This window comes from Streptomyces desertarenae (genome assembly GCF_042681365.1).
Lineage (GTDB): Bacteria > Actinomycetota > Actinomycetes > Streptomycetales > Streptomycetaceae > Streptomyces > Streptomyces desertarenae.
In genome coordinates this window covers 152272-173164 of the sequence record NZ_JBHUFU010000008.1, presented here as the reverse complement: position 1 = coordinate 173164, position 20893 = coordinate 152272, and the positions used below count along the sequence as shown (strand labels likewise).

The 20893-nt window shown below is 75.0% G+C and carries 19 protein-coding genes and 1 pseudogene; 7 read left to right on the top strand and 13 right to left on the bottom strand.

Features of this window, described 5'->3' with window-relative positions; translation table 11 throughout:
• Positions 1 to 11: 11 nt before the first annotated feature.
• Positions 12 to 446 carry a VOC family protein gene (locus ACFSJS_RS15465; protein ID WP_380900620.1) on the bottom strand — a complete coding sequence of 145 codons (435 nt, stop codon included), beginning with the start codon at positions 444 to 446 and terminating at the stop codon, positions 12 to 14.
• A 415-nt stretch (positions 447 to 861) separates the two neighbouring features.
• Between ACFSJS_RS15465 and ACFSJS_RS15460 the strand changes: the two genes are divergently transcribed.
• From ACFSJS_RS15460 to ACFSJS_RS15450, 3 genes and pseudogenes are all read left to right on the top strand, one after another.
• Complete coding sequence (locus ACFSJS_RS15460; protein ID WP_380900618.1) at positions 862 to 1095, top strand: hypothetical protein; 234 nt, start codon at positions 862 to 864, stop codon at positions 1093 to 1095.
• A gap of 344 nt (positions 1096 to 1439) precedes the next feature.
• Complete coding sequence (locus ACFSJS_RS15455) at positions 1440 to 2633, top strand: trypsin-like serine protease (RefSeq protein ID WP_380900616.1); 1194 nt, start codon at positions 1440 to 1442, stop codon at positions 2631 to 2633.
• A gap of 508 nt (positions 2634 to 3141) precedes the next feature.
• A pseudogene (locus ACFSJS_RS15450) lies at positions 3142 to 3231 on the top strand (SDR family oxidoreductase); the annotation flags it as partial.
• Positions 3232 to 3327: 96 nt separating this feature from the next.
• On the opposite strand, the gene ACFSJS_RS15445 reads toward ACFSJS_RS15450, so the two are convergent.
• Positions 3328 to 5022: a DUF885 domain-containing protein gene (locus tag ACFSJS_RS15445; RefSeq protein ID WP_380900614.1), complete on the bottom strand. Its 1695-nt coding sequence runs from the start codon at positions 5020 to 5022 to the stop codon at positions 3328 to 3330.
• Between the two features lie 143 nt (positions 5023 to 5165).
• Positions 5166 to 5669: an Lrp/AsnC family transcriptional regulator gene (locus ACFSJS_RS15440; RefSeq protein ID WP_380900612.1), complete on the bottom strand. Its 504-nt coding sequence runs from the start codon at positions 5667 to 5669 to the stop codon at positions 5166 to 5168.
• Between the two features lie 59 nt (positions 5670 to 5728).
• On the opposite strand from ACFSJS_RS15440, the gene ACFSJS_RS15435 reads away from it, so the two are divergent.
• Positions 5729 to 6988, top strand: coding sequence for a trans-sulfuration enzyme family protein (locus ACFSJS_RS15435; RefSeq protein WP_380900610.1), 1260 nt, complete (start codon positions 5729 to 5731; stop codon positions 6986 to 6988).
• Here ACFSJS_RS15435 and ACFSJS_RS15430 read toward each other — a convergent pair.
• From ACFSJS_RS15430 to ACFSJS_RS15415, 4 genes are all read right to left on the bottom strand, one after another.
• Positions 6936 to 8450, bottom strand: coding sequence for a GNAT family N-acetyltransferase (locus tag ACFSJS_RS15430; RefSeq protein WP_380900608.1), 1515 nt, complete (start codon positions 8448 to 8450; stop codon positions 6936 to 6938). The two genes, ACFSJS_RS15435 and ACFSJS_RS15430, sit on opposite strands and share 53 nt — an antisense overlap.
• Positions 8451 to 8550: 100 nt before the next feature.
• Positions 8551 to 9117 carry a DUF1990 family protein gene (locus tag ACFSJS_RS15425; RefSeq protein ID WP_380900606.1) on the bottom strand — a complete coding sequence of 189 codons (567 nt, stop codon included), beginning with the start codon at positions 9115 to 9117 and terminating at the stop codon, positions 8551 to 8553.
• A 108-nt stretch (positions 9118 to 9225) separates the two neighbouring features.
• A complete protein-coding gene (locus ACFSJS_RS15420) occupies positions 9226 to 10821 on the bottom strand; it encodes an alkaline phosphatase D family protein (RefSeq protein ID WP_380900604.1) in 1596 nt (531 codons plus the stop codon).
• A gap of 288 nt (positions 10822 to 11109) precedes the next feature.
• A complete protein-coding gene (locus tag ACFSJS_RS15415) occupies positions 11110 to 11859 on the bottom strand; it encodes an SDR family oxidoreductase (RefSeq protein ID WP_380900602.1) in 750 nt (249 codons plus the stop codon).
• Between the two features lie 209 nt (positions 11860 to 12068).
• Between ACFSJS_RS15415 and ACFSJS_RS15410 the strand changes: the two genes are divergently transcribed.
• Positions 12069 to 12812, top strand: a complete 744-nt coding sequence (locus ACFSJS_RS15410; protein ID WP_380900600.1) for a GntR family transcriptional regulator — start codon at positions 12069 to 12071, stop codon at positions 12810 to 12812.
• A gap of 42 nt (positions 12813 to 12854) precedes the next feature.
• On the opposite strand, the gene ACFSJS_RS15405 is transcribed toward ACFSJS_RS15410, so the two are convergent.
• The 6 genes from ACFSJS_RS15405 to ACFSJS_RS15380 form a co-directional block, all read right to left on the bottom strand.
• Positions 12855 to 14006: an ROK family transcriptional regulator gene (locus ACFSJS_RS15405; RefSeq protein ID WP_380900598.1), complete on the bottom strand. Its 1152-nt coding sequence runs from the start codon at positions 14004 to 14006 to the stop codon at positions 12855 to 12857.
• A gap of 137 nt (positions 14007 to 14143) precedes the next feature.
• Entirely contained in the window at positions 14144 to 14665 is a 522-nt protein-coding gene (gene mug / locus ACFSJS_RS15400) for a G/U mismatch-specific DNA glycosylase (RefSeq protein ID WP_380900808.1), read from the bottom strand.
• A 161-nt stretch (positions 14666 to 14826) separates the two neighbouring features.
• Positions 14827 to 16257, bottom strand: coding sequence for an adenylosuccinate lyase (gene purB, locus ACFSJS_RS15395; RefSeq protein WP_380900596.1), 1431 nt, complete (start codon positions 16255 to 16257; stop codon positions 14827 to 14829).
• A gap of 95 nt (positions 16258 to 16352) precedes the next feature.
• Complete coding sequence (locus ACFSJS_RS15390) at positions 16353 to 17198, bottom strand: SGNH/GDSL hydrolase family protein (protein ID WP_380900594.1); 846 nt, start codon at positions 17196 to 17198, stop codon at positions 16353 to 16355.
• Positions 17199 to 17258: 60 nt separating this feature from the next.
• Positions 17259 to 18266, bottom strand: a complete 1008-nt coding sequence (locus ACFSJS_RS15385) for a hemolysin family protein (RefSeq protein ID WP_380900592.1) — start codon at positions 18264 to 18266, stop codon at positions 17259 to 17261.
• Positions 18263 to 19708 (bottom strand): hemolysin family protein, encoded by a 1446-nt coding sequence (locus ACFSJS_RS15380; RefSeq protein ID WP_380900590.1) that lies wholly within the window; start codon positions 19706 to 19708, stop codon positions 18263 to 18265. Before ACFSJS_RS15380 ends, ACFSJS_RS15385 begins: the two co-directional genes overlap by 4 nt.
• 560 nt (positions 19709 to 20268) lie before the next feature.
• On the opposite strand from ACFSJS_RS15380, the gene ACFSJS_RS15375 reads away from it, so the two are divergent.
• Together ACFSJS_RS15375 and ACFSJS_RS15370 are read left to right on the top strand one after the other, a co-directional pair.
• On the top strand, positions 20269 to 20502 hold the full coding sequence (locus ACFSJS_RS15375) for an antitoxin (RefSeq protein WP_380900588.1): 234 nt from the start codon (positions 20269 to 20271) through the stop codon (positions 20500 to 20502).
• Positions 20499 to 20870, top strand: coding sequence for a fic family toxin-antitoxin system, toxin component (locus ACFSJS_RS15370; protein ID WP_380900586.1), 372 nt, complete (start codon positions 20499 to 20501; stop codon positions 20868 to 20870). Before ACFSJS_RS15375 ends, ACFSJS_RS15370 begins: the two co-directional genes overlap by 4 nt.
• Positions 20871 to 20893: the final 23 nt, after the last annotated feature.

The following is a 20893-nucleotide window of genomic DNA, read 5'->3' as shown; positions in this document are numbered from 1 at the left end:
TCCGCGGCCGCTCAGTCGAGGCAGAACTCGTTGCCCTCGACGTCCTGCATCACCAGGCACGACTCGCTGACTCCGTCGGCGGGCAGGAGCCGCACGCGCACCGCGCCGAGCCCGACCAGTCGTGCGCACTCGGCCTCAAGCGCGGCCAGGCGCTCCTCCCCCACGAGCCCGGTGCCGACCCGCACGTCGAGGTGCAGCCGGTTCTTGACGACCTTGTCCTCGGGGACGCGCTGGAAGAACAGACGCGGGCCCGCACCCGAGGGATCGACGCACGCGAACGCCGAACCCTGGTCCTCGGGCGGCAGCGAGCGGTCGAAATCGTCCCACGTGGCGAACCCCTCCGGTGGCGGCGGCACGACGTACCCCAGCACCTCGCACCAGAAACGGGCGACGCGCTCGGGTTCTGCGCAGTCGAAGGTGACCTGGAACTGCCTGATCGACGCCATGGGCCCACCCTAGATGAGTGAGTCCGGTGTTTGTGCCGGCCGCGACCAAGGCGAAGGGCGGCGCCCGTTGGTCGGTGTGTGAAGACAAACCGGGACGCCCTTCCGGCGGCACTGTACGTGTTCATCGACGGCCATGTGGCTCCCCGTCGCCGGATCGGGCGACTTCGCACCTGCCCTGCGCGGCCTCCCGCGAGACCGTCAAGCGCTCCGACCTCGCCGGGCAGAAGCCGGGCGAGAAGATGTCCCGGGTGGAGAGCCGGACCTGTTCCGGCGACAGGACGACGGCGACGATGAGCAGCAGTGTCGGAACCCTGCTCATCACGTGGTACCAGCACGCCGGATACGGCGGCGGCATGACCCATGTGTACGGGGACTACGGCCCTGCGACCGGTCCGGCTACGTCCTGGATGCCGGCATGTCGCGGTACATGATCTCCTCGTTCGAGACCTGCAACAGCTGCGACGGGCAGATGGCCGCCCTCAACGACGACCCGAACCCGGTCCACCACTACGGCTACGCCACGGAGTACGTGGGCGACCGGGCGAATGACGACAACGGCTGGGTGAGGGTGCCGGCGGGGGCGCCCACTTGGGGTGTCGCGGGCCGAGTGCGGCAGTCCGTCCTTCGGGTGCGCGGGAAGTCGGCATGACGGGCGTGGGGTCCGGCCGTCTTCCGGCCGACGGCGGTGGAGAGCACGCTGCGGTGGAGCCGGGCTCCCTGCCGGTCGCACCGGAGCCGGTACGGCACTCGGTTCGACGGTCCGGTCGGCGTCCGGCCGTGCGTGGACGTCGACCGGTACGTCTTCACGGAGTCCGTCGAGAAGGTGGCTCTCCCGGCACCGCACCCGACCGCACGTGCGACTCCGTGTTTCACTTACGACCCCCGAGTATCCGGTAGGTATTAATCATTTGTAGATAGAATGTAAATCGGGGCCCATGAGGATGCTTGTGCCGTCTGATCACAGACTGCTACGCCAAGGGGAAAGGCATACTCATGAGATACGGCAGAACCAGCCTGTGGGCTGCGGGTTCGGCCCTGGCCGCGGCGATGGCGCTCGTCGGCACCCTCGCACCGGGTGCCAGCGCCGAGCAGCAGCGCGACGGCAACAGCGAGAAGAGCGTCCCGATCTCACAGGCTGTCGGCGCCGACAACCTGCGGAAGATGAACGAGCAGCGACCCCTCGTCGCCGCTGCGAGCATCCTGGCCAAGGCCCAGGAGCGGGGCCACTACGAGGGCTACACGGGCATCGGCCTTCAGGAAGACCACGTCACCCTGTGGTGGAAGGGCGACCTGCCCGAGCCCGTACAGCGGGCCGCGGAGCGGGCCCGCAGAACCGCCCCCGTGCACATCGTCGCCGCGGACCACTCGCTGGCCGAACTCAAGGACGCCTCCGAGCTGTTACAAGCCCGGCTGGAGAAGGACCCCTCGCTCGGCCACAGCGTCAAGATCCCCACTGACGGCAGCGGACTGGTCCTGGCACAGGACACCACCCGCGCAGCACGCACCGCCTCCGTCGCGCAGGACCACAGCACGGTCGACCGGATCGCCGGCGTGTCCGTGAAGACGATCAGCGAGGAGCCTCTCCAGGAGCGCTCGCGTGTGAACGACGGTGCGCCGTGGTCGGGCGGAGCACAGATAAACTTCAATGGCGGGGCGTGCACGGCCGGGTTCGGTGTGCGTGACGCAAGCGCGACCTACCTGCTCACCGCTGAGCACTGCGGCCGGAGCGGCAATCGGTTCACCAACCCGCAGGGCATCTACATCGGCACCTCCACCAAGTCCAGTGACGCCCACGACGTGATGCTCATCCCCACGAACTCCGACAACTTCATGTACACCGGGGGACCCGACAGCGACGCGGGCGTGCGGGTCGACGGCTGGGACCACGTCTTCCCGGGTGAGTACCTGTGCCAGTCCGGAATCACCAGCGCACGGGCCACGGGCGGCCCGGTCTGCAACATGAAGGTCCTCTTCTTCTACAACGACTCCGAAGACCTGGTGGAGGCGGAGCAGATGGACGGCCGGGAGGCGGCCCGCAGCGGTGACAGCGGCGGCCCGATCTACACCGCCTCGGCCGCCGGCGGCGCGATCGCCAAGGGCACGGTGACCCGTAGTGCGGGGGCGCGCCTGGGCTTCCAGGACTTCTACACGGCCACGCGGGACTTCGGCATCTGGATCAACAGGTAGATCCGTCCTCGCGGCCCGTGCCAGGGCCCGTCCGGCGTCCTCGGCGGCCGTGAAGGCCGGGAGGACGCCGGCTTCCGCCGCGGCGGCCTCGGCGAGCCGCAGCGCGGGCTGGTGGTGGGAGCCGAGGCGGGACGGCTGTCAGTGCGGCAGTTCCTGTCCCCGCGCCAGCGGCAGGGTGTCGGCGAGCCGGACCGCTGGTGGGCCAGGCGCCGCCTGCCGGGCCGGGGACGCCCGGCAGCCGCAGCAGCCGCTCGCCGGCGGCGCGCAGGATGCGATTCTCGGCGGTGCCAGCGGTGTACGCGTCGTAGCCGTACACCAACGCGGCGGCGGCCGAGGAGGAGTTGCACTCGATGTCCCGGGCCGCCACCCAGCGCGCCCGGGGCCGGCCGGGGCGTCCACGAGCGCGCCGCTCGCCCGCAGTTCCGCCCGGAACCGGCGTGCGTGGCGGCCGGGTCCCGGCCGCCCTGGTGGGAGCCGCCGCCGAGGCGCTCGGCGGACGGCCGGACATCCCGCCCGGCTGGTCGCCTGGCTCGCCACGGACGAGGCCGCCTGGATCACCGGCCAGGTCATCACCTCCGACGGGGGCTTCGGCCGGTGACGCCGGACGGGGGCGCCCCGCCGTGCGCGCGGGACGTCCGCACGGGAGGGTCCGCGGGCGCGGCCGCCGGACCGCGTCCCGCGGACCCTGCCGTGCTCACAGCGCCGAGAGTTCCGAGACGAGGTCGTCCAGCCCCAGCGACCCCAGGGAGAGCGCGTCCATGTGCCAGCGCTTGGCGTCGAAGGCGTCGCCGTGCGCGGCGCGGGCCGCCTCGCGCCCCTTCAGCCAGGCCCGCTCGCCCAGCTTGTAGCCGATCGCCTGGCCCGGCATGCCCAGGTAGCGGACCAGCTCGCTCTCCACGAAGTCCGCCGGACGCCCGCTGTGCAGGCCGAAGAACTCCTGTGCCAGGCGCGGCGTCCACTGCTCCCCGGGGTGGAAGGGGGAGTGGTCGGGGATCTCCAGTCCCAGGTGCATGCCGATGTCCACGATGACCCGGGTCGAGCGCATCATCTGCGCGTCCAGGTAGCCCAGCCGCAGCTCGGCGTCGTGCAGGAAGCCGAGCTCGTCCATGAGGCGCTCGGCGTACAGGGCCCAGCCCTCGGCGTTGGCGCTGACCATGCCGACCGACGTCTGGTAGCGCGAGAGCCGGTCGGCGACGTAGGTCCACTGGGCGAGTTGGAGGTGGTGGCCGGGAACCCCCTCGTGGTACCAGGTGGTGACCAGGTCGTAGACGGGGAAGCGGGTCTGGCCCATCGTCGGCAGCCAGGTGCGGCCCGGCCGGGAGAAGTCCAGCGACGGCTCGGTGTAGTACGGCGCGGCGGCACCGCCCGGCGGGGCGATCATGGACTCCACGCGTCGTACGGGCTCGGCCAGCTCGAAGTGCGTGCCGTCCAGCTTCTCGATCGCCTCGTCCATCAGGTTCTGGAGCCACACCCGGGTCTCCTCCACCCCCTCGACGGCCCGGCCGTGGGTGTCCAGGTGGCGCAGCGCCTCCCAGGGGGTGGCCGCCCCGGGCAGCACCTTCTCGGCCTCGGCGCGCATCTCGGCGCGGATGCGGTGGTACTCCTCCCAGCCGTACGCGTACGCCTCGTCCAGGTCCAGGTCGGTGCCGTTCCAGTAGCGCGACCACCGCCGGTAGCGGTCGCGGCCCACGGTGTCCGGCGCGCCGTGGACGGCCGGGGCGTAGGTGTCGCGCAGCCAGTCGCGCAGCTCCGCGAGGGCGCCGGTGGCCGCGGCGGCGGCACCGTCCAGCTCGGAGCGCAGGGCCGCGGGCCCGCCGGCGGTGAGGGAGGCGAACCAGCTCCGCCCGTCCTGTCCGCCGATCCATTCGCCGAGCTGGCCCACGACCGTCTCCACCTGCCGGGGGCCGCCCGGCAGCCCGCCGGCCAGGCCCGCCTGGAGGGAGGCACGGTAGCCGGCCAGCGCCGCCGGCACGGCGCGCAGCCGCCGGGCGACGGCCGCCCAGTCCTCGCCGCTCCCGGTCGGCATGAGGGTGAAGACGCTGCGCACCGAGTGCAGCGGGGAGTGGATGTTGCTGACGGCGCGCAGCCCTTCGCCCGCCTCGTGGACGGCGAGTTCGGCGGTCAGCCGCTCGCGCAGCAGCCGTGCGCAGCGCCGCTCGGCGGGATCGTCGGCGCCGGGCCGCCTCTCGGCCTCGGTGAGCCGCTCCAGGGTGGCGCGGCACAGACCGGCCTGCTCCTCCTGGCCGGCGGGGGAGAAGTCGGGCAGCCTCCCCGAGCTCTCCGGGAGACCGAGGTAGGTGCCCAGGACGGGGTCGAGCTCCACGAGCGCGTCGACGTGGGCATCGGCGACCTGCCGGGGCAGGGGTGCGTTCACAGTGGTATCGGACATGACCGCCATCCTGGTACGCGGGGGCCGCCGCGTCAGCGGGGCGTCCGGATTCCGTCGACGCCGGTCCGCCGCTGCTCCGCGCCGGATACGGGAGCAAAGGGGCGTGCGGGAGCGGGGGCGGAGCGGCGGGCCGGGGCGGTGGATCAGGCCGGGGCGCCGGGCCGGGCCTGCGGCGGGGCGGGCGGCAGCAGCGGCCCGCACGTCCACTGCTGGAAGATCAGCCGCGTCTCCACCCGCGCCACCTCCCGCCGCGAGGTGAACTCGTCCAGCACCAGCCGCTGGAGGTCGGCGGTCCCGGCGACCGCCACGTGGACGAGGTAGTCGTCCGGGCCGGTGAGGTGGAAGAGCGCCCGCGACTCCGGCAGCGCCCGGACGCGCTCGACGAAGGGGCCGATCAGCTCCCTGCGGTGCGGCCGCACCTGGATGGAGAGGAAGGCCTCCAGCGGCCTGCCCAGCATCGCCGGGTCCAGCCGCAGGGCGTGCCCGAGGATCACCCCGCCGCGGCGCAGCCGCGCCACCCGGTCCAGGCAGGTCGAGGGGGCCACGCCCACGGCGGCGGCGAGGTCGCGGTAGGTGGTCCGGGCGTCGTTCTGCAGGAGGCGCAGAATCTCCAGGTCGACCGGATCCAGTGCGACGGAATCGGGCACCGGCCGAACATAGCACGGACTTTTCGGGCTACCTTCCGGTAGCTGTTCAGTATCGGCGCATGACCAAGGACAGCATGGACACGACACCGGCGACACCACCCCGGTCGCCGGCCACCGAAGCCGTGCACGCCGGCCGCGAGGACCTCGCGGCCCTCGGCCTGCACACCGCCCCCCTGGACCTGTCCACCACCTACCCGTCCCACGACAGCCGCGCCGAGGCCGCCCGGCTGGACGAGTTCGCCGCCACCGGAGCCCGGCTGGAGGGACCGCCGGTCTACGCCCGCCTCGACAACCCCACCGTGGCGCGCTTCGAGACCGCCCTGGCCCGGCTGGAGGGGACGGAGTCGGCCGTCGCCTTCGCCAGCGGCATGGCGGCCCTGAGCGCCGTGCTCCTGGCCCGCGTCGCGCAGGGGCTGCGGCACGTCGTCGCGGTCCGGCCGCTGTACGGGTGCAGCGACCACCTGCTCGCCGACGGGCTGCTGGGCACCGAGGTGACCTGGACGGACCCGGCCGGCATCGCCGGCGCCGTTCGCCACGACACCGGCCTGGTGATGGTCGAGACCCCGGCCAACCCCACCCTGTCCGAGCTGGACCTCGACGCCGTGGCCCGCGCCTGCGGCCCGGTGCCGCTGCTGGTCGACAACACCTTCGCCACCCCCGTCCTCCAGCGCCCCGCCGAGCACGGCGCACGGATGGTGCTGCACAGCGCCACCAAGTACCTGGGCGGCCACGGCGACGTCCTCGGCGGCGTCGTCGCCTGCGACGAGGGAACGGCCCGGGAGTTGCGCAGGATCCGCTTCGCCACCGGCGGGGTCCTCCACCCGCTGGCCGGGTACCTGCTGCTGCGCGGCCTGTCCACCCTGCCGGTGCGGGTGCGGGCGCAGTCCGCCAACGCCGCGGAACTGGCCCGCCGCCTGGCGGGCGACCCGCGGGTCGCCCGCGTCCACTACCCCCGGATCGGCGGCGCCATGGTCTCCTTCGAGGTGCACGGCGACCCGCACCGGGTGATCGCGGGGGTGCGGCTGATCACCCCGGCCGTCAGCCTGGGCAGCGTGGACACCCTCATCCAGCACCCCGGTTCCATCAGCCACCGCATCATCGGCGAGGACAACCGCCGCACCGGCGGGATCGGCGAGAAGCTGCTGCGCATGTCGGTGGGCCTGGAGGACGTCGAGGACCTGTGGCACGACCTCGACGCCGCCCTCGCCGGTGCCTCCGGCACCGAGGGCGGCGCCGAGGCCGCTGCCGGCGAGGGGGCCGGAGACCTCAGGGGCCTTTCGTCTCCGCGGCGGCGGGAACCGGAGCGAGCCGGGCGGTGATCACCAGGGTCCCCTCCTCGATCTGGTAGTCCAGCGGCAGCCCCAGACCGCGCATCGCCGCCACCATGCCGGTGTTGGACGACCGCGTCACGGCGTAGACGCTCTCGCAGCGCGCCTCCGCGGCCATCTCCACCAGCCGGCGCAGCAGCTCGGCGCCGATGCCGCGGCGCTGCCAGACGTCCTCCACGAGGAGGGCCACCTCGGTCTCGTCGCCGTCCCACAGCAGGTGGCCCAGCGCCACCAGCTTCCCCGAGGGCGTCTCGGCGGCCAGGGTGCGGCCGAAGCGCGGGCTGAGCAGGTGGTCCAGATAGCGGTCGGCGTCCTTGACCGGGCCGTGGTAGCGCGCGTTCAGCGTGCGCACCGAGCACCGCCGGTGCATCGCGCGGGCGGCCTCCAGATCACGGGTGTCCGCCCGCCGCACGGTGATCTCGTTGCCCTCCCGGAGGGTCAGCGTCTCGCGGCGGCGCGGCATCCGCCCGGAGGCGCCCTGCGCGGGAGCGGGCCCGTCGGTGCGGGGGTCGGGCTGGACGTCCAGCAGGGCGTCGAGCCGGACCAGGGCGCGTGCCCGCGCGAACTCGGTGGGGGTGAAGGGCAGGTGGGGGCGTTCGACGGTGATCGTCCCGCCGTGCGGATCGCGCAGCCGCATCACCGTCCCCTCCAGCACGCCCTCCCGGAGCGGGTCCTCCCCGGCCTCCGCGTCCCCCGCGGGCCGCGGGCCGGCCGCCGCGCCGGCCGGGACCGAGCGGATGGTGCAGCGGCCGAGCAGCTGCCGCAGCGCCAGCGGGAGGTCGGCGCTGTCCAGGGCGGTGCGGGTGGCCAGCTCCAGCACCCGGGTGGGGACGTCCACCATGTCGTGGGCGTCGGCCCGCTCCAGCCAGGTGTCCCGGCCGCCCGCCGAGGCCACCGCCCGGTGCAGCGCCGCGGGCGCCAGCGACCGGGGGGCCCGCAGCATGAACTCGTCCACCGTCACCTCGCCCAGCGGATGGGTCTGGAGGCCCAGGACGTCCACCCGGTGCTCCGCCAGCGCACCGCACAGGGCGGCCAGCGAGCCCGGCTCCTCGCGCACGGTGGTGCGCAGCCGCCACAGCACCGGCGGCTCCGCCTCGGCGGGCCCGGCCGCCCTGGACGGACCGGCCTCCGCCGCCGCGGCGGCCGCCGCTCCGGTCTCCCCGCCGCGGCCCGCCGCGGCCCCGGGATCGGGCGGGGGATGGTGGCGGCGCCGTGCGAACCAGGTGTGGATCCCGGCCGCGGCCAGCAGCGCGACGGCCGACAGCACCAGCAGCACGGGGCCGTCCGGGCCCTGGGCCACCGTCTTCGCGATGCTGTCCGCCACGGTCACGGCGGTGAACAGGGCGGCCAGTTCGACCAGGTCGTGCCGCCAGTGGTGTGCGCCCCGGCCCGTGCGGCGCGGCGCACGGCGGCCCGTACGGCGGTCGGAGCGGTATGCGGAGGTCTCGGTCATGCCGCCACTCTCGCCGACCGGTGTTGCGTGATCACGAACGGTCTGTGACCGATGGGTTAAGTGCCATCTGGGCACCATGCCCGTTTTGTCGATCGGTTTGTCATATGCGCACGCAGCGCCGCAGCACCGCCCCGCACCGCCGGGCGTACAGCCGCTGGAACAGGGGGACGAGCGGCCCGGCGGCCCGCGTCCACCACACCGCGGGACGGCTGAACGCCCGCACCTCCAGCCACACCGTCCCGTCGTCGGCCAGCTCCACCACGAAGGCCTCCTCACCGTGCTCCGGGTGGCCCGGCAGCGTCCCGTAGCCGAAGCCGGCGCGCCGCCCGCCGTCCTCCGTCCACACCACCCGGCACGGGGCGCGGACGCGCAGCCGCCCGAGGCCCAGGCCCACCACCACGTGCGCGCCGGGCTCCGCGCGCGGGGCGTCGGTGACCGTCTCCACCCCCATGGCCCGGTGCATCCGCCAGGTCAGCACCGTGTCGGCGGCGGCCCGGAAGACCTCCGGGCCCGAACCGAGGAGGGTGCGCACCCGCAGCCGCCCGAACCCCGGGGGGAAGCGGGAGGGGGCGTCCCCGCGGGTGGCGCCCGCCCCGGGATAGGTCAGACCGGCCGCGGGGCCGCCCGTGCCGCCGCGACCGCCGTCGCCGTGGTGCCGGTGGTCCATGGACGCAGCGTAGGCCGTCCGCCCTCCCTCCGGGGGGGCGGACGGGGGAGCGGACGGGAAGCGGTGCCGCGCGTCGGGGGGTGGTCGCCCCCCGACGCGCGGGCGGTGTCACTGCCCGACCAGGCCCGGCCGGAGCGTCTTGGTGAACAGCACCGCTCCGCCCTCCTCGCGCAGCCGCACCGTCAGGTCGCCGCTGTCGCCGTCGATGTCCACCTGGCCGTAGAACTGGTAGCCCTCGCTCGGCGACACGTTCCCCCGCTCCGGCGCCTTGACGAAGACCCGCTCGGGGCCGAACGTGCCGTCCAGGGCGGAGGCGGGGAAGGCGCCCGCGTTCAGCGGCCCGGAGACGAACTCCCAGAACGGCGCGAAGTCCTTGAACGCCGCCCGCTCCGGCGAGTAGTGCTGGGCCGAGGTGTGGTGCACGTCGGCGGTCAGCCACACCGTGCCCGTGATGCGCCGGTGCCTGACGAACCTCAGCAGTTCGGCGATCTGGAGCTCCCTGCCCAGGGGCGCGCCGGGGTCGCCCTGCGCGACGGCCTCCACGTCCGTGCCGTCGGGGACGACCAGCCCCAGCGGCATGTCGGAGGCGATCACCTTCCACACCGCCCGCGAGCGCGCCAGCTCGCGCTTGAGCCAGGCGAGCTGCTCGGCGCCCAGGACACCCTGCGGGTCGGAGGTCTGCCGGCCGGGGGAGTTGGCGTTCCTGTGGGTGCGCATGTCCAGGACGAAGACGTCCAGCAGCGGGCCGTGGCGCACCACCCGGTGGATCCGGCCCGCCCCGTCGCGCCGCCGGGAGGAGGGGGACAGGGGGTAGTACTCGCCGAACGCCTGCCGGGCCCGCGCCGCCAGCACGTCCACGCGCCGCTCGGTGTAGCGCTCGTCGGCGAGGATCTCGCCCGGGTACCAGTTGTTGACCACCTCGTGGTCGTCCCACTGCACGATCGAGGGCACCTGCGCGTTGAAGCGCCGCAGCGACTCGGCCGCCAGGTTGTAGCGGAAGTTGCCCCGGTACTCCGCGAGGGTCTCGGCGACCTTCGCCTTCTCCTCGGTGACGAGGTTGCGCCACACCCCGCCGCCGGGCAGCTCCACGGTCTCGGTCAGGGGGCCGTCGGCGTAGACGGTGTCGCCGCTGAAGAGGAAGAAGTCCGGGTCCAGGCGGGCCATCTCGTCGAAGATCGGGTAGCCGCCGTCCCGCTCGGGGTTGATGCCCCACCCCTGTCCGGCCAGGTCGCCCGACCACACGAACCGCACCCCGTCGCGGCGCCGTGCCGGTGCGGTGCGGAAGGTGCCGCGGACCGGCTCGCCGGTGCGGCGAGGGTCGTCCGGATCGGCCAGCACCACCCGGTAGTGCACCTGCCGCCCCGGAGGCAGGCCGTGCAGCGCGGTCGTCCCGGTGAAGTCGGTGTCCGGGCCCAGCAGGGGGCCGTACCAGCGGCGGGGGTTGCGGAAGGACTCCGTGGCGGAGGTCTCCACCAGCATCCGGGCCGGGCGGTCCGAACGCACCCACACCAGGCCGGAGGAGGTCGTCACCTCGCCGGCCTGCACGCCCCAGGCGGCGCGCGGCCGGCCGGACAGGGCCAGCGCGGGGGCCGCGCCCAGCACGGAGCCCGGCAGCGCCAGTGCCGACGCCGCCGCCAGCGTGCCGCGCAGGACCGCGCGACGGGCGGGGGCGGGGCGGGCGGACGGGGAATCGGCTGCTGCCATGGACGGACCTCCGGAGGGCGGGCGGAACGGTGGAACGGCGGCTCGGCGGCCGTACGGAGGTTCAGGGTGGGGAGCCGGGGGAACGCCGCGGCGGGCGGCAGGGGAGCGGAGGGCGACGGGAAAATGACAAGTTCATGTGCCACCCGAACGGCACGCCGCCTGCCCGGCCGGGCTCCCCCACCCGGGCCCGGAGCGGGTGAAGCGGCGCGGCCGGTCCGGCGAGCCGCCGGCGGGCCCTCCCGCCCCGGCGCGCCGTCCGCGCACCGGGGCGGGAGGGACGGCGCCGGGTCACAGCCCGCCGCTCACCCGCAGCACCGCGCCCGTGGTGTACGACGCCTCCGGCGACAGCAGCCAGGCGACCGCGCCGGCCACCTCCTCCGCCTCCCCGGGACGGCCCATCGGAATGACCTCGGCCTTGCGCCACGGCCGCCGGGCGTCGCCCATGGCGGCGTGCATCTCGGTGAGGATCGTCCCCGGCTGCACCGAGTTCACCCGCACCCCCTCCGGCGCCAGCTCCTTGGCCAGGCCCACCGTCATCGCGTCCACCGCCGCCTTGCTCGCCGCGTAGTGGACGTACTCGCCGGGGCTGCCGAGCGTCGCCGCGCACGAGGAGACCGTGACGATCGCGCCGCCGCTCCCGCCGTGGCGCTCGGACATCGCCAGGGCCGCCCGCCGCGCGCACAGCAGCGTGCCCACGACGTTGACGTCCACCACCCGGCGCATCACCGCGGTGGGGGTCTCGGTGAAGCGTCCCAGCGGGCCGGTGATGCCGGCGTTGAGGACGGCCCCCGTGACCGGGCCGAGCCGGTCGGCCGCCTCCGCGAAGAAGGCGTCGACCTCGGCCTCCACGCTGATGTCCATCCGCACGGCCACCGCCTCGCGCCCCTCGGCCCGCACCGCCGCCGCCGTGGCCTCGGCCGCCTCCGCGTCGCGCTCGTAGCCGACGGCCACGTCGTGCCCGGCCCGCGCCAGCCGCCGCGCCACCGCTGCTCCGATGCCGCGGCCGGCACCGGTGACCACCGTCACCTGCCGTTCCATCTCCGCCCGCCCTTCCGCCGGTCCTCCGCACCGGCCTCCCAGCGGACGGTGCGCCCGTGCCCGGCACGGTAGCGGGGGTGATTGGTCTTGACCAAGTGGGGCAGGGATCCCTATCGTCGCTATACGCAACAACCTTTAAAAAACAAGCGCGCATAAATCACGGAGGGACGCACGTCCCCCGGCGGACCACGGTGACTGCGGAGGCAAGGGTGGGGACCACTCGACTGGAGACGGCGCCGGAGCCGAAGTACTGGCACCTCAAGACCGTGCTGTCGGAGGCGCTCGAGTCCGACTTCGCGGTGGGGGAGGTCCTGCCGAACGAGCGCGAGCTCGCCGCCCGCTTCGGCGTCGCCCGCGCCACCCTCCGCCAGGCCCTGGAGCAGCTGGAGCTGGAGGGCCGCCTCCACCGCCGCCGCGGGGTCGGCACCACCGTCGCCCCGCCGCGCGTCGGGGTGGACCTGGACCCCGCGCAGCACGGCTGGCCGGGCGCCTCCGGCGACGCCTGGCAGACCGAGGACTGCGAGGAGGCCGTGCCCCCGGCCGCGGTGGCCCGGACGCTCGGTGCGGAGGCCGGTCGGACGGTCCACATCGTCCACCGCGTCCGCACGGCCCACGGGCAGGCGGTCGCCACCGAGCTGCTGTACGTGCCGGACGCGTCGGTGCCCGGGCTCTCCGGCATCGGGGCCGGCGCGGGCGCCGCCCGCGGCCGGGCCGTCCTGCGCGAGCTGAACCGCCTCGAACTCGGCGGCCAGGAGCGGGCCGTGGAGCTGGGGTCCGCCCGCGCGGAGGACGCCAGGCGGCTGGACCGGCTGCCCGGCGCGCCCGTCCTCGTCGTCACCACCCGCTACCTCGCCGGCGGCGGCACCGCGGCGGTGGCCGTGGCCACCTACCGAGCCGACACCTGCCGCCTCACCTTCGGCGACACCGGCGGGGTCTCCCTGCTGGCGAGCTGACGGAGCGGGCCGGCCGGACGGGCGGGCCCCGGCGCCCGCCGGTCAGACGGTCGTCCCCTCCACCGTGAACAGCTCCTCCTCGACGTGGTCGAGCGCCAGCCGCAGCGCTCCGGTCGCGATGGCCTCGCCGCCCAGCCTGGACAGCTCCACCCGCGGCGCGCGCAGGCAGTAGCGCTCCAGTTCGCGGCGGAGCGGGTCCAGGACCCCGTCCAGCCCGGTGGCCCAGCCGCCGACGACGACCAGCTCCGGATCGAGGGCCAGCACCAGGGCGGCCACGTCGTGCACCAGCCGCCGGATGAACCGCTCCACGGCCTGCCGCGCCCGCTCGTCCCCCTCGCGGGCCAGGGCGAACACCCGTGCCACCGCGGCCTCGTCCAGCGGGTGCAGCGGTTCGCCGGTCGTGGACAGCAGATGCTCCGGCGTCGCCTCCCGGCCCAGCAGGTGCAGTGCGCCGATCTCCCCGGCCGCGCCGCCGTACCCGCGGTGCAGCCGTCCGCCGATCAGGGAGCCGGCCCCCGGGCTCAGCCCGGCCAGGACGAACACCACGTCGTCGGAGCCGGTGGCCGCGCCCACCCAGTGCTCGGCCAGCACGGCGGCGTTCGCGTCGTTCTCCACCAGCACCGGGCAGCGGAACGAGCGCCGCAGCCGTTCGCCCAGCGGCAGTCCCGTCCACCCCGGCAGCGCGGTGCACAGCCGCACCGTGCCGCCGGCCTCCACGATCCCGGGGCTGCCCACCCCCACCGCCCGCAGGGTGCTGCGCGGCACCTCGCAGCCGCGCAGCAGCTCGGAGACCACCGCCCGCACCCGCTCCAGCCGCTCGTCGGCCGAGGCGTGCTCGGAGACCTCCCGGGCGACCGTGCCCAGCCGCTCCCCGCCCAGGTCGGCGACGACGGCGGCCACCCGGTGCGGCCCGATCTCCACCCCCAGCAGGTGGCCGGCCTCGGCGCGGAAGCGGTAGCGGCGGGCGGGGCGCCCCTGCCGCCGCACGTCACCGGAGGAGGCGGCCGTCTCGGCGGCCAGCCCCGCGTCCACCAACTGCTCCACCACGCCCTCGACCGTGGGCCGGGAGAGCTCCGTGGCCTGGGCCAGGTCCGAGAGCGAGGGCGCGCCCTCGGCCGCGCGCAGCGCGCGCAGGACGACGGTGGAGTTGATCCTGCGCAGCAGGGAGGGGTCCCTGCCGGTGAGCCGTCCCAACGTCCGCCTCCCGGGAAGGTGCACATCTGTGGCCGGATCGTATCCGGCGAGCGGATCGGGGGCGAGAGCCGGGAGCCGGGACGGGACCGGAGGAGCCTCCGGGGCGGAACCGCGGCCGACCGGCCGGGCCGGGCCGGTCAGGCGGACGCGGCGGCCCGCAGCCGGCCGAACTCCTCCGCCATCGTCTCCAGCGTCCAGTGGGCGTTGAGCCCGCTGGGGTTGGGCAGCACCCAGATCCGGGTGTCGCCGATCGCCGCCTCCTGCGGGCCGATCCGGGCCTTCCGGTCCCCGAAGGCCGCCCGGTAGGCGGTCACCCCCACCACCGCCAGCCAGGCCGGACGCAGCCGCGCCACCTTCTCCCTCAGCACCCGGCCGCCCTCGCGGAACTCCTCGGCCGACAACTCGTCGGCGCGGGCGGTGGGGCGGGGGGAGATGTTGGTGATGCCCAGCCCGTGGGAGAGCAACTCGTGCTGCTCGGAGGGCCTCAACCGCCGCGGCGTGAAGCCGGAGGCGTGCAGCACCGGCCAGAAGCGGTTGCCCGGGTGGGCGAAGTGGTGGCCCAGCCGGGCGGTCGTGAGCCCCGGGTTGATCCCGCAGAACAGCACGCGCAGCCCCTCGGCCACCACGTCCGGCACGGTCCGGGCGCGCAGCTCCTCCATCTCGGCCCCGGACAGCGGCCCGGACGCCGTCCCGCCGGACGCGGCCTCCTCCGGCCGGCCCGCCACCCTCTTCGGCATGGTCCCTCACTCCTCCCCGGCGGTCGCTCGTGCGGGACTCCTTCCCGGCCGGGCCGGGGGCAGTCCCGCGCCCGGCCGGGAGGTCAGAGGATCGCGCCCGGCGTGTAGGCGGCGGCCTCCGGATGCCGCTTGGCGACCTCCTCGATCCGGGCCACCACCGAGGCGACCTGGTCGCCGGCCGCGCCGGTGAAGGAGAGCCGGTCGGCCAGCAGGGCGGCCAGCCGCTCGCGGTCCAACGGGATGCGCTCGTCGGAGGCCAGGCGGTCCAGCAGCTCGTTGCGCTCGGCGCCCTCGCGTATCGCCAGCGCCGAGGCCACCGCGTGCTCCTTGATCACCTCGTGCGCCGTCTCCCGGCCCACCCCGGCGCGCACCGCGCCCATCAGCACCTTGGTGGTGGCCAGGAACGGCAGGTAGCGGTCCAGCTCGCGGGCCACGACCGCCGGGAAGGCGCCGAACTCGTCCAGCACCGTCAGGAAGGTCTCCAACAGGCCGTCGAGGGCGAAGAAGGCGTCGGGCAGGGCGACGCGGCGCACCACCGAGCAGGAGACGTCGCCCTCGTTCCACTGGTCGCCCGCCAGCTCGCCGACCATCGAGGCGTAACCGCGCAGGATGACGGCGAAGCCGTTCACGCGCTCGCAGGAGCGGGTGTTCATCTTGTGCGGCATCGCCGAGGAGCCGACCTGCCCCGGCTTGAACCCCTCGGTCACCAGTTCGTGACCGGCCATCAACCGGATCGTCTTGGCCAGCGAGGAGGGCGCGGCGGCCAGCTGCACCAGCGCGGTCACCACCTCGTAGTCCAACGAGCGCGGGTAGACCTGGCCGACGGAGGTGAGGGTGCGCCCGAAGCCGAGGTGCGCGGCGATCCGCTCCTCCAGCTCGGACAGCCTGCCCGCGTCACCGCCCAGCAGGTCCAGCATGTCCTGGGAGGTGCCCACCGGGCCCTTGACGCCGCGCAGCGGGTAGCGGCCCAGCAGCTCCTCCAGCCGGGCGTGGGCCACCAGGAGCTCGTCCGCGGCGGTCGCGAAGCGCTTGCCCAGCGTGGTCGCCTGCGCGGCGACGTTGTGGGAGCGCCCGGCCATCACCAGCTCGGAGTGCTCGGCGGCCAGCCGGCCCAGCCGGGCCAGGGCGGCCACGGTGCGGTCGCGCACCAGCTCCAGCGACAGGCGGATCTGGAGCTGCTCGACGTTCTCGGTCAGGTCGCGGGAGGTCATGCCCTTGTGCACGTGCTCGTGCCCGGCCAGGGCGTTGAACTCCTCGATCCGCGCCTTCACGTCGTGGCGGGTGACCCTCTCGCGCTCGGCGATCGAGGCGAGGTCGACGTCCTCCAGGACCCGCTCGTAGTCGGCCAGCGCCGCGTCCGGGACCTCCACGCCCAGGTCCTTCTGGGCCCGCAGCACGGCGAGCCACAGCCGCCGCTCCAGGACCACCTTGTGCTCGGGGGACCACAGGCGGGCCAGCTCCGCGGAGGCGTAGCGGCCGGCCAGGACGTTCGGGATGCGCGGCTTCTCAGTCACACCCGGGGATTCTACGGGTGCCCCGCGGGCCGGCCGCCCCAGGTCCGAGGCGGCGGCCGCCCCCGCGGGGACGCGCGGCGGCGCCGGGTTCGGCCTCAGTCCGCGGCGGGACCGGCGGCCTGGTACCGCTCCCGGTCCACGGCCGGGGCCAGCGGCGCCAGGTCGGGCCGCTTGGGTGCCAGCCCGTCCCCGGAGGAGCGGCCGGTGAGCCGGCGGCCGATCCAGGGGAGCAGGTGGCGGCGGGTGAAGCGCAGGTCGGCGACGCGGCGCGCGTACCAGCCCGGGAGGACGGCGGGCGGCAGCGCGGCGTGCCAGTCCGACTCGGCCTCGTGCCCGAGCCGCTGCCAGACGGCCTCGGCCACCCGCTCGTGCCCCTCCGCGGTCAGGTGGAGCCGGTCGTCGGCCCACATCCGCGGATCGCCCAGCGCCTCGCAGCCGTACAGATCGACCACCAGGGCGCCGTGCTCCGCGGCGAGGGAGTCGATGAAGTCGAACAACTGCTCCATCCGGGTCCGGTAGCGCTCCAGCACCGGACCGCGCCGGCCGGGGCTGCGCATCAGCACCAGGTGCCCGCAGCGCGGTGCGAGCCGGGCCACCGACTCCTCCAGCAGTCCGCACACCCGCCCCATGTCGCACTTCGGGCGCAGCACGTCGTTGAGGCCGCCCACCAGCGTCACCAGGTCCGCGTCCATGGCGGCGGCCACGTCCACCTGCTCCCGGGCGATCTGCCCGATGAGCTTGCCGCGCACCGCCAGGTTGGCGTACCGGAAGCCCTCGGTGCGCGCGGCCAACCGGGCGGCCAGCAGGTCGGCCCAGCCCCGGTAGGTGCCGTCCGGCATCAGGTCGGACATGCCCTCGGTGAAGGAGTCGCCCAGGGCGACGAAGCTGGTGATGGCGGGCGGGGCGGGGGAGCCGGATGCGCTCTGCGGTCTGCTGTCCATGGCGCAGGCCATGGTAACCGACCGACTGGTATGTGCCCCGGCCCGCCCCGGCCCCGGCACCTACCGGCCGACCAGCTCGCGCAGCACGTCCTCCATGGTGACCAGCCCGACGGCGCGCCCGTCCGGGCCGATCACGGCCGCCAGGTGGGTGCCGCTGCCGCGCATCGCGCCCAGCACGTCGTCCAGCGGTGTCGTCGCCCGCACCCGGGCGATCGGCCGCAGGGCGGAGACGGGGAACGGCGCGTCGCGCTGCACGGCGTCGAGGGCGTCCTTGACGTGCAGGTAGCCCAGTGCCCGGCCGCGGCCGTCCACCACGGGGAAGCGGGAGAAGCCGCTGCTCGCCGAGAGCTGCTCCAACCCGTCGGGGGTGACGCCGACGCGGGCCGAGACGACGCGGTCGGTGGGCCTCACGACCTCGGCCACCGGGCGGCGGCCCAGCTCCAGGGCGTCGCGCAGCCGCTCCGTCGACCGCTCGTCCAGCAGCCCGGCCTCACTGGAGTCCGCCACCAGCCGCGCCAGTTCGTCGTCGGAGTAGGTCGCCGACACCTCGTCCTTGGGCTCCACCCGCAGCAGCCGCAGCAGGGCGTTGGCCAAGGCGTTGATCCCGAAGATCACCGGGCGCAGGGCCCGGGCGAAGGCGACCAGCGGCGGGCCCAGCAGCAGCGCGGCCCGCTCCGGCGCGGCCAGCGCGATGTTCTTGGGCACCATCTCGCCGAAGAGCATGTGCAGGTACGTCGCCACCGACAGCGCGATCACGAAGGAGATCGGATGGATCAGGCCCTCGGGCACGCCCGCCAGGTGGAAGGGCGGTTCCAGCAGGTGCGCGATGGCGGGCTCGGCGACCACGCCCAGCACCAGCGTGCACAGGGTGATGCCGAGCTGCGCGGCGGCCATCAGGGCCGACACGTGCTCCAGGCCCCACACCACGCCGCGCGCCCGCTTGTCGCCCTGTTCGGCCAGCGGTTCGATCTGGCTGCGGCGCACGGAGATCATGGCGAACTCCGCGCCCACGAAGAAGGCGTTGGCGACCAGCGTCAGCAGGCCGATCAGCAGTTGGACCGCGGTCACCTGCGGGCCTCCCGTCCGTCGTCGGTTCCGCCGCCGTCCGGGCCGCCGGTCCCGCCGGTCCCGCCGGTGACGTCGGCACCGTGGTGGCGTCCGCCGCTGTAGTGGTGGTCGGCGCCGTAGGTGTCGCCGTCCTCCGGCTCCGGCGGGGCGGTCAGCCGCACCCCGGCGGCCCGCCGCCCCGTGGCGTCCACGACCTCCAGGCGCCACCCGGCGACGTCGAGGACGTCGCCCACCGCCGGAATGCGGCCCAGCTCGGTGGCGACCAGCCCGGCCAGCGTCTCGTACGGGCCCTCCGGGGCGCGCAGCCCGATGCGTTCGAGCTGGTCGGTGCGGGCCGCGCCGTCCGCGTCGTAGAGCGCGCGGCCCGCGGGGTCCGCGCCCGCCGGGACCAGGTCGGGCGTCTCGAACGGGTCGTGTTCGTCGCGGACCTCGCCCACGACCTCCTCGACGATGTCCTCCAGCGTGGCGACCCCGGCCGTGCCGCCGTACTCGTCGATCACCACCGCCATGCTGTTCCTGCCCGAGAGCCGGTCCAGCAGCCGGTCCACGGTCAGCGACTCGGGCACCAGCAACGGCTCGCGCAGCAGGGCGGCGACCGGATGGTGCAGCCGGCGTCCGGCGGGAACGGCGATGGCGTCCTTGACGTGGACGACGCCCACCACCGTGTCCAGACCGCCCCGGTAGACGGGGAAGCGGGACAGGCCCGTGGCGCGTGCGGCGTTGACCACGTCCTCGGCGGTGGTGTGCTCCTCCAGGGCGGTGACCTGCACCCGCGGGGTCATCACGCTCTGCGCGGTCAGCTCCGAGAGCTGGATGGTGCGGACGAACAGCTCCGCGGTGTCCGCCTCCAGCGCGCCCTCCCTCGCCGAGTGGCGGGCCAGGGCCACCAGCTCCTGGGGGGAGCGGGCCGAGGCCAGCTCCTCGGTGGGCTCCAGCCCCAGCCGGTGCAGGACGCGGTTGGCGGTGTTGTTCAGGTGGGTGATCAGCGGGCGGAACGCGGCGCTGAAGCCCCGCTGGAGGGCACCGACGCGGCGGGCGACCGGCAGCGGCCGGGAGATCGCCCAGTTCTTCGGCACCAGCTCGCCGACCACCATCAGTACCACCGTGGACAGCGCGGTGCCGACCACCAGGGCGACCGAGGCCGCCGTCGGGGCGGGCAGACCGGCCCACCGCAGCGGCCCGGACAGCAGACGGGCGGTGGAGGGCTCGGCGAGCATGCCGATGACCAGGCCGGTCACGGTGATGCCGAGCTGGGCGCCGGAGAGCTGGAAGGTGAGGGACCGCACCGCCTGCAGCGCGCTGTCGGCACCCGCCTCGCCGAGTTCGGCCGCCCGCTCCAGCTCGCTCCGCTCCACGGTGGTCAGGGAGAACTCCGCGGCGACGAACACGGCGCAGGCGAGCGTCAGCAGCAGGGCCAGGAGCAGGAGGAGGACCTCGGTCACCGGGCCGCCCCCGTTCCGGGGGCCGGAGGGGTCTTCCCGCCCCCGGGCACCCCGCCCCGGGGCACCCCGTCCGCGGACGGGTGCCCGAGCACCTCCCCTGCGAACGCGCGGTACGGTACGCGCGCCGGACTGTCCATCGTCGGCGGGCCTCCTCACGGTCACCGGTTGCCGCCGCCCGGACCGGATCGGCGGCTCCACTGCGTCGGGGCTCGTACCCCGTGGCGCGCCATGCATGGTGGGCCGACCCGCTGGTGCCGGCCGCCGGAGAGCCGGGCGGGGCGGCGGCCCGGACGGTCCCGCAGCCGGAGCGTGCCGGCCACCGTGTCCAGCCACCCGGGGTCCGGGCGGCGGTCCGCCCGTGCCCGGGCCCCTCGGGGCTCCTCCTGCCCCGCGGACGCCGCGCCTCCGCGGGGCGGGTGGGCCGCACGGCCCGTGCGGGAGCCGTCCTGTGAGCCGTACCCGGTGGGCGGCCGGGCATCCGCCGGACGGGCGGCCGTGCGGACCGCGGACGCCGACCGGGCCGCTTGCCGGTGCTAGCGCGATGGCGCTAGCGTGGAGGTGTGGCCAAGACCCAGTTGAACGTCCGGGTGGACGAAGCGACCGCCGAGGCGGCCCGGCAGCGGGCGCTCCAGCGCGGCATCAGCGTGAACCGCTACATCGAGGAGCTGGTCCGGCAGGACGCGGGCGAGGCGGGGCACGCCTTCGTCGAGGCCGCGGCCGCCTTCATGAAGCAGTACGAGGCCGTCTTCGCCGAGGAGTTCGGCCGGGAGCGGGAGGGCCGCAGGCCTTCGTGAGTCCCCGCATCGACCTCGCCTGGCTGCTGATGGTCGCCGAGGACAAGACGCCCGGCGATCCGCGCGTGACCGACTACGGCGCCCTGATCGCCGCGGTCGCCCGCCACGAGGCGACCGTCTTCGACCGCCCCGTCTACCCCGGCCCCCACGACCGGGCCGCGGCCCTCCTGCAGCTCCTGCTGCACGTTCCCGCCCTGGAGCGGTCCAACGCCCTGTTCGCCTCCGCCGTCGCCTACGCCTACCTGGTGGCGGGCGGGCTGAAGGTGGCCGTCTCGCCCGAGCAGGTCCGCGACCTCGCCCGCCTGGTCAAGGACGGCACGGCGGACGTGCGCGCCATCGCCGGCGAACTGCGCGGCTGGACGCTGTGACGGGTGCCCTCCCGGGCGGCCCG

Excerpts from the sequence above, each read along its gene's own strand:
- ACFSJS_RS15465 (WP_380900620.1), bottom strand. The coding sequence starts at position 446 with ATGGCGTCGATCAGGCAGTTCCAGGTCACCTTCGACTGCGCAGAACCC.
- ACFSJS_RS15460 (WP_380900618.1), top strand. The coding sequence starts at position 862 with ATGTCGCGGTACATGATCTCCTCGTTCGAGACCTGCAACAGCTGCGAC.
- ACFSJS_RS15455 (WP_380900616.1), top strand. The coding sequence starts at position 1,440 with ATGAGATACGGCAGAACCAGCCTGTGGGCTGCGGGTTCGGCCCTGGCC.
- ACFSJS_RS15445 (WP_380900614.1), bottom strand. The coding sequence starts at position 5,022 with ATGTCCGATACCACTGTGAACGCACCCCTGCCCCGGCAGGTCGCCGAT.
- ACFSJS_RS15435 (WP_380900610.1), top strand. The coding sequence starts at position 5,729 with ATGACCAAGGACAGCATGGACACGACACCGGCGACACCACCCCGGTCG.
- ACFSJS_RS15430 (WP_380900608.1), bottom strand. The coding sequence starts at position 8,450 with ATGACCGAGACCTCCGCATACCGCTCCGACCGCCGTACGGGCCGCCGT.
- ACFSJS_RS15425 (WP_380900606.1), bottom strand. The coding sequence starts at position 9,117 with ATGGACCACCGGCACCACGGCGACGGCGGTCGCGGCGGCACGGGCGGC.
- ACFSJS_RS15420 (WP_380900604.1), bottom strand. The coding sequence starts at position 10,821 with ATGGCAGCAGCCGATTCCCCGTCCGCCCGCCCCGCCCCCGCCCGTCGC.
- ACFSJS_RS15415 (WP_380900602.1), bottom strand. The coding sequence starts at position 11,859 with ATGGAACGGCAGGTGACGGTGGTCACCGGTGCCGGCCGCGGCATCGGA.
- mug (WP_380900808.1), bottom strand. The coding sequence starts at position 14,665 with ATGGAGGAGCTGCGCGCCCGGACCGTGCCGGACGTGGTGGCCGAGGGG.
- ACFSJS_RS15390 (WP_380900594.1), bottom strand. The coding sequence starts at position 17,198 with ATGGACAGCAGACCGCAGAGCGCATCCGGCTCCCCCGCCCCGCCCGCC.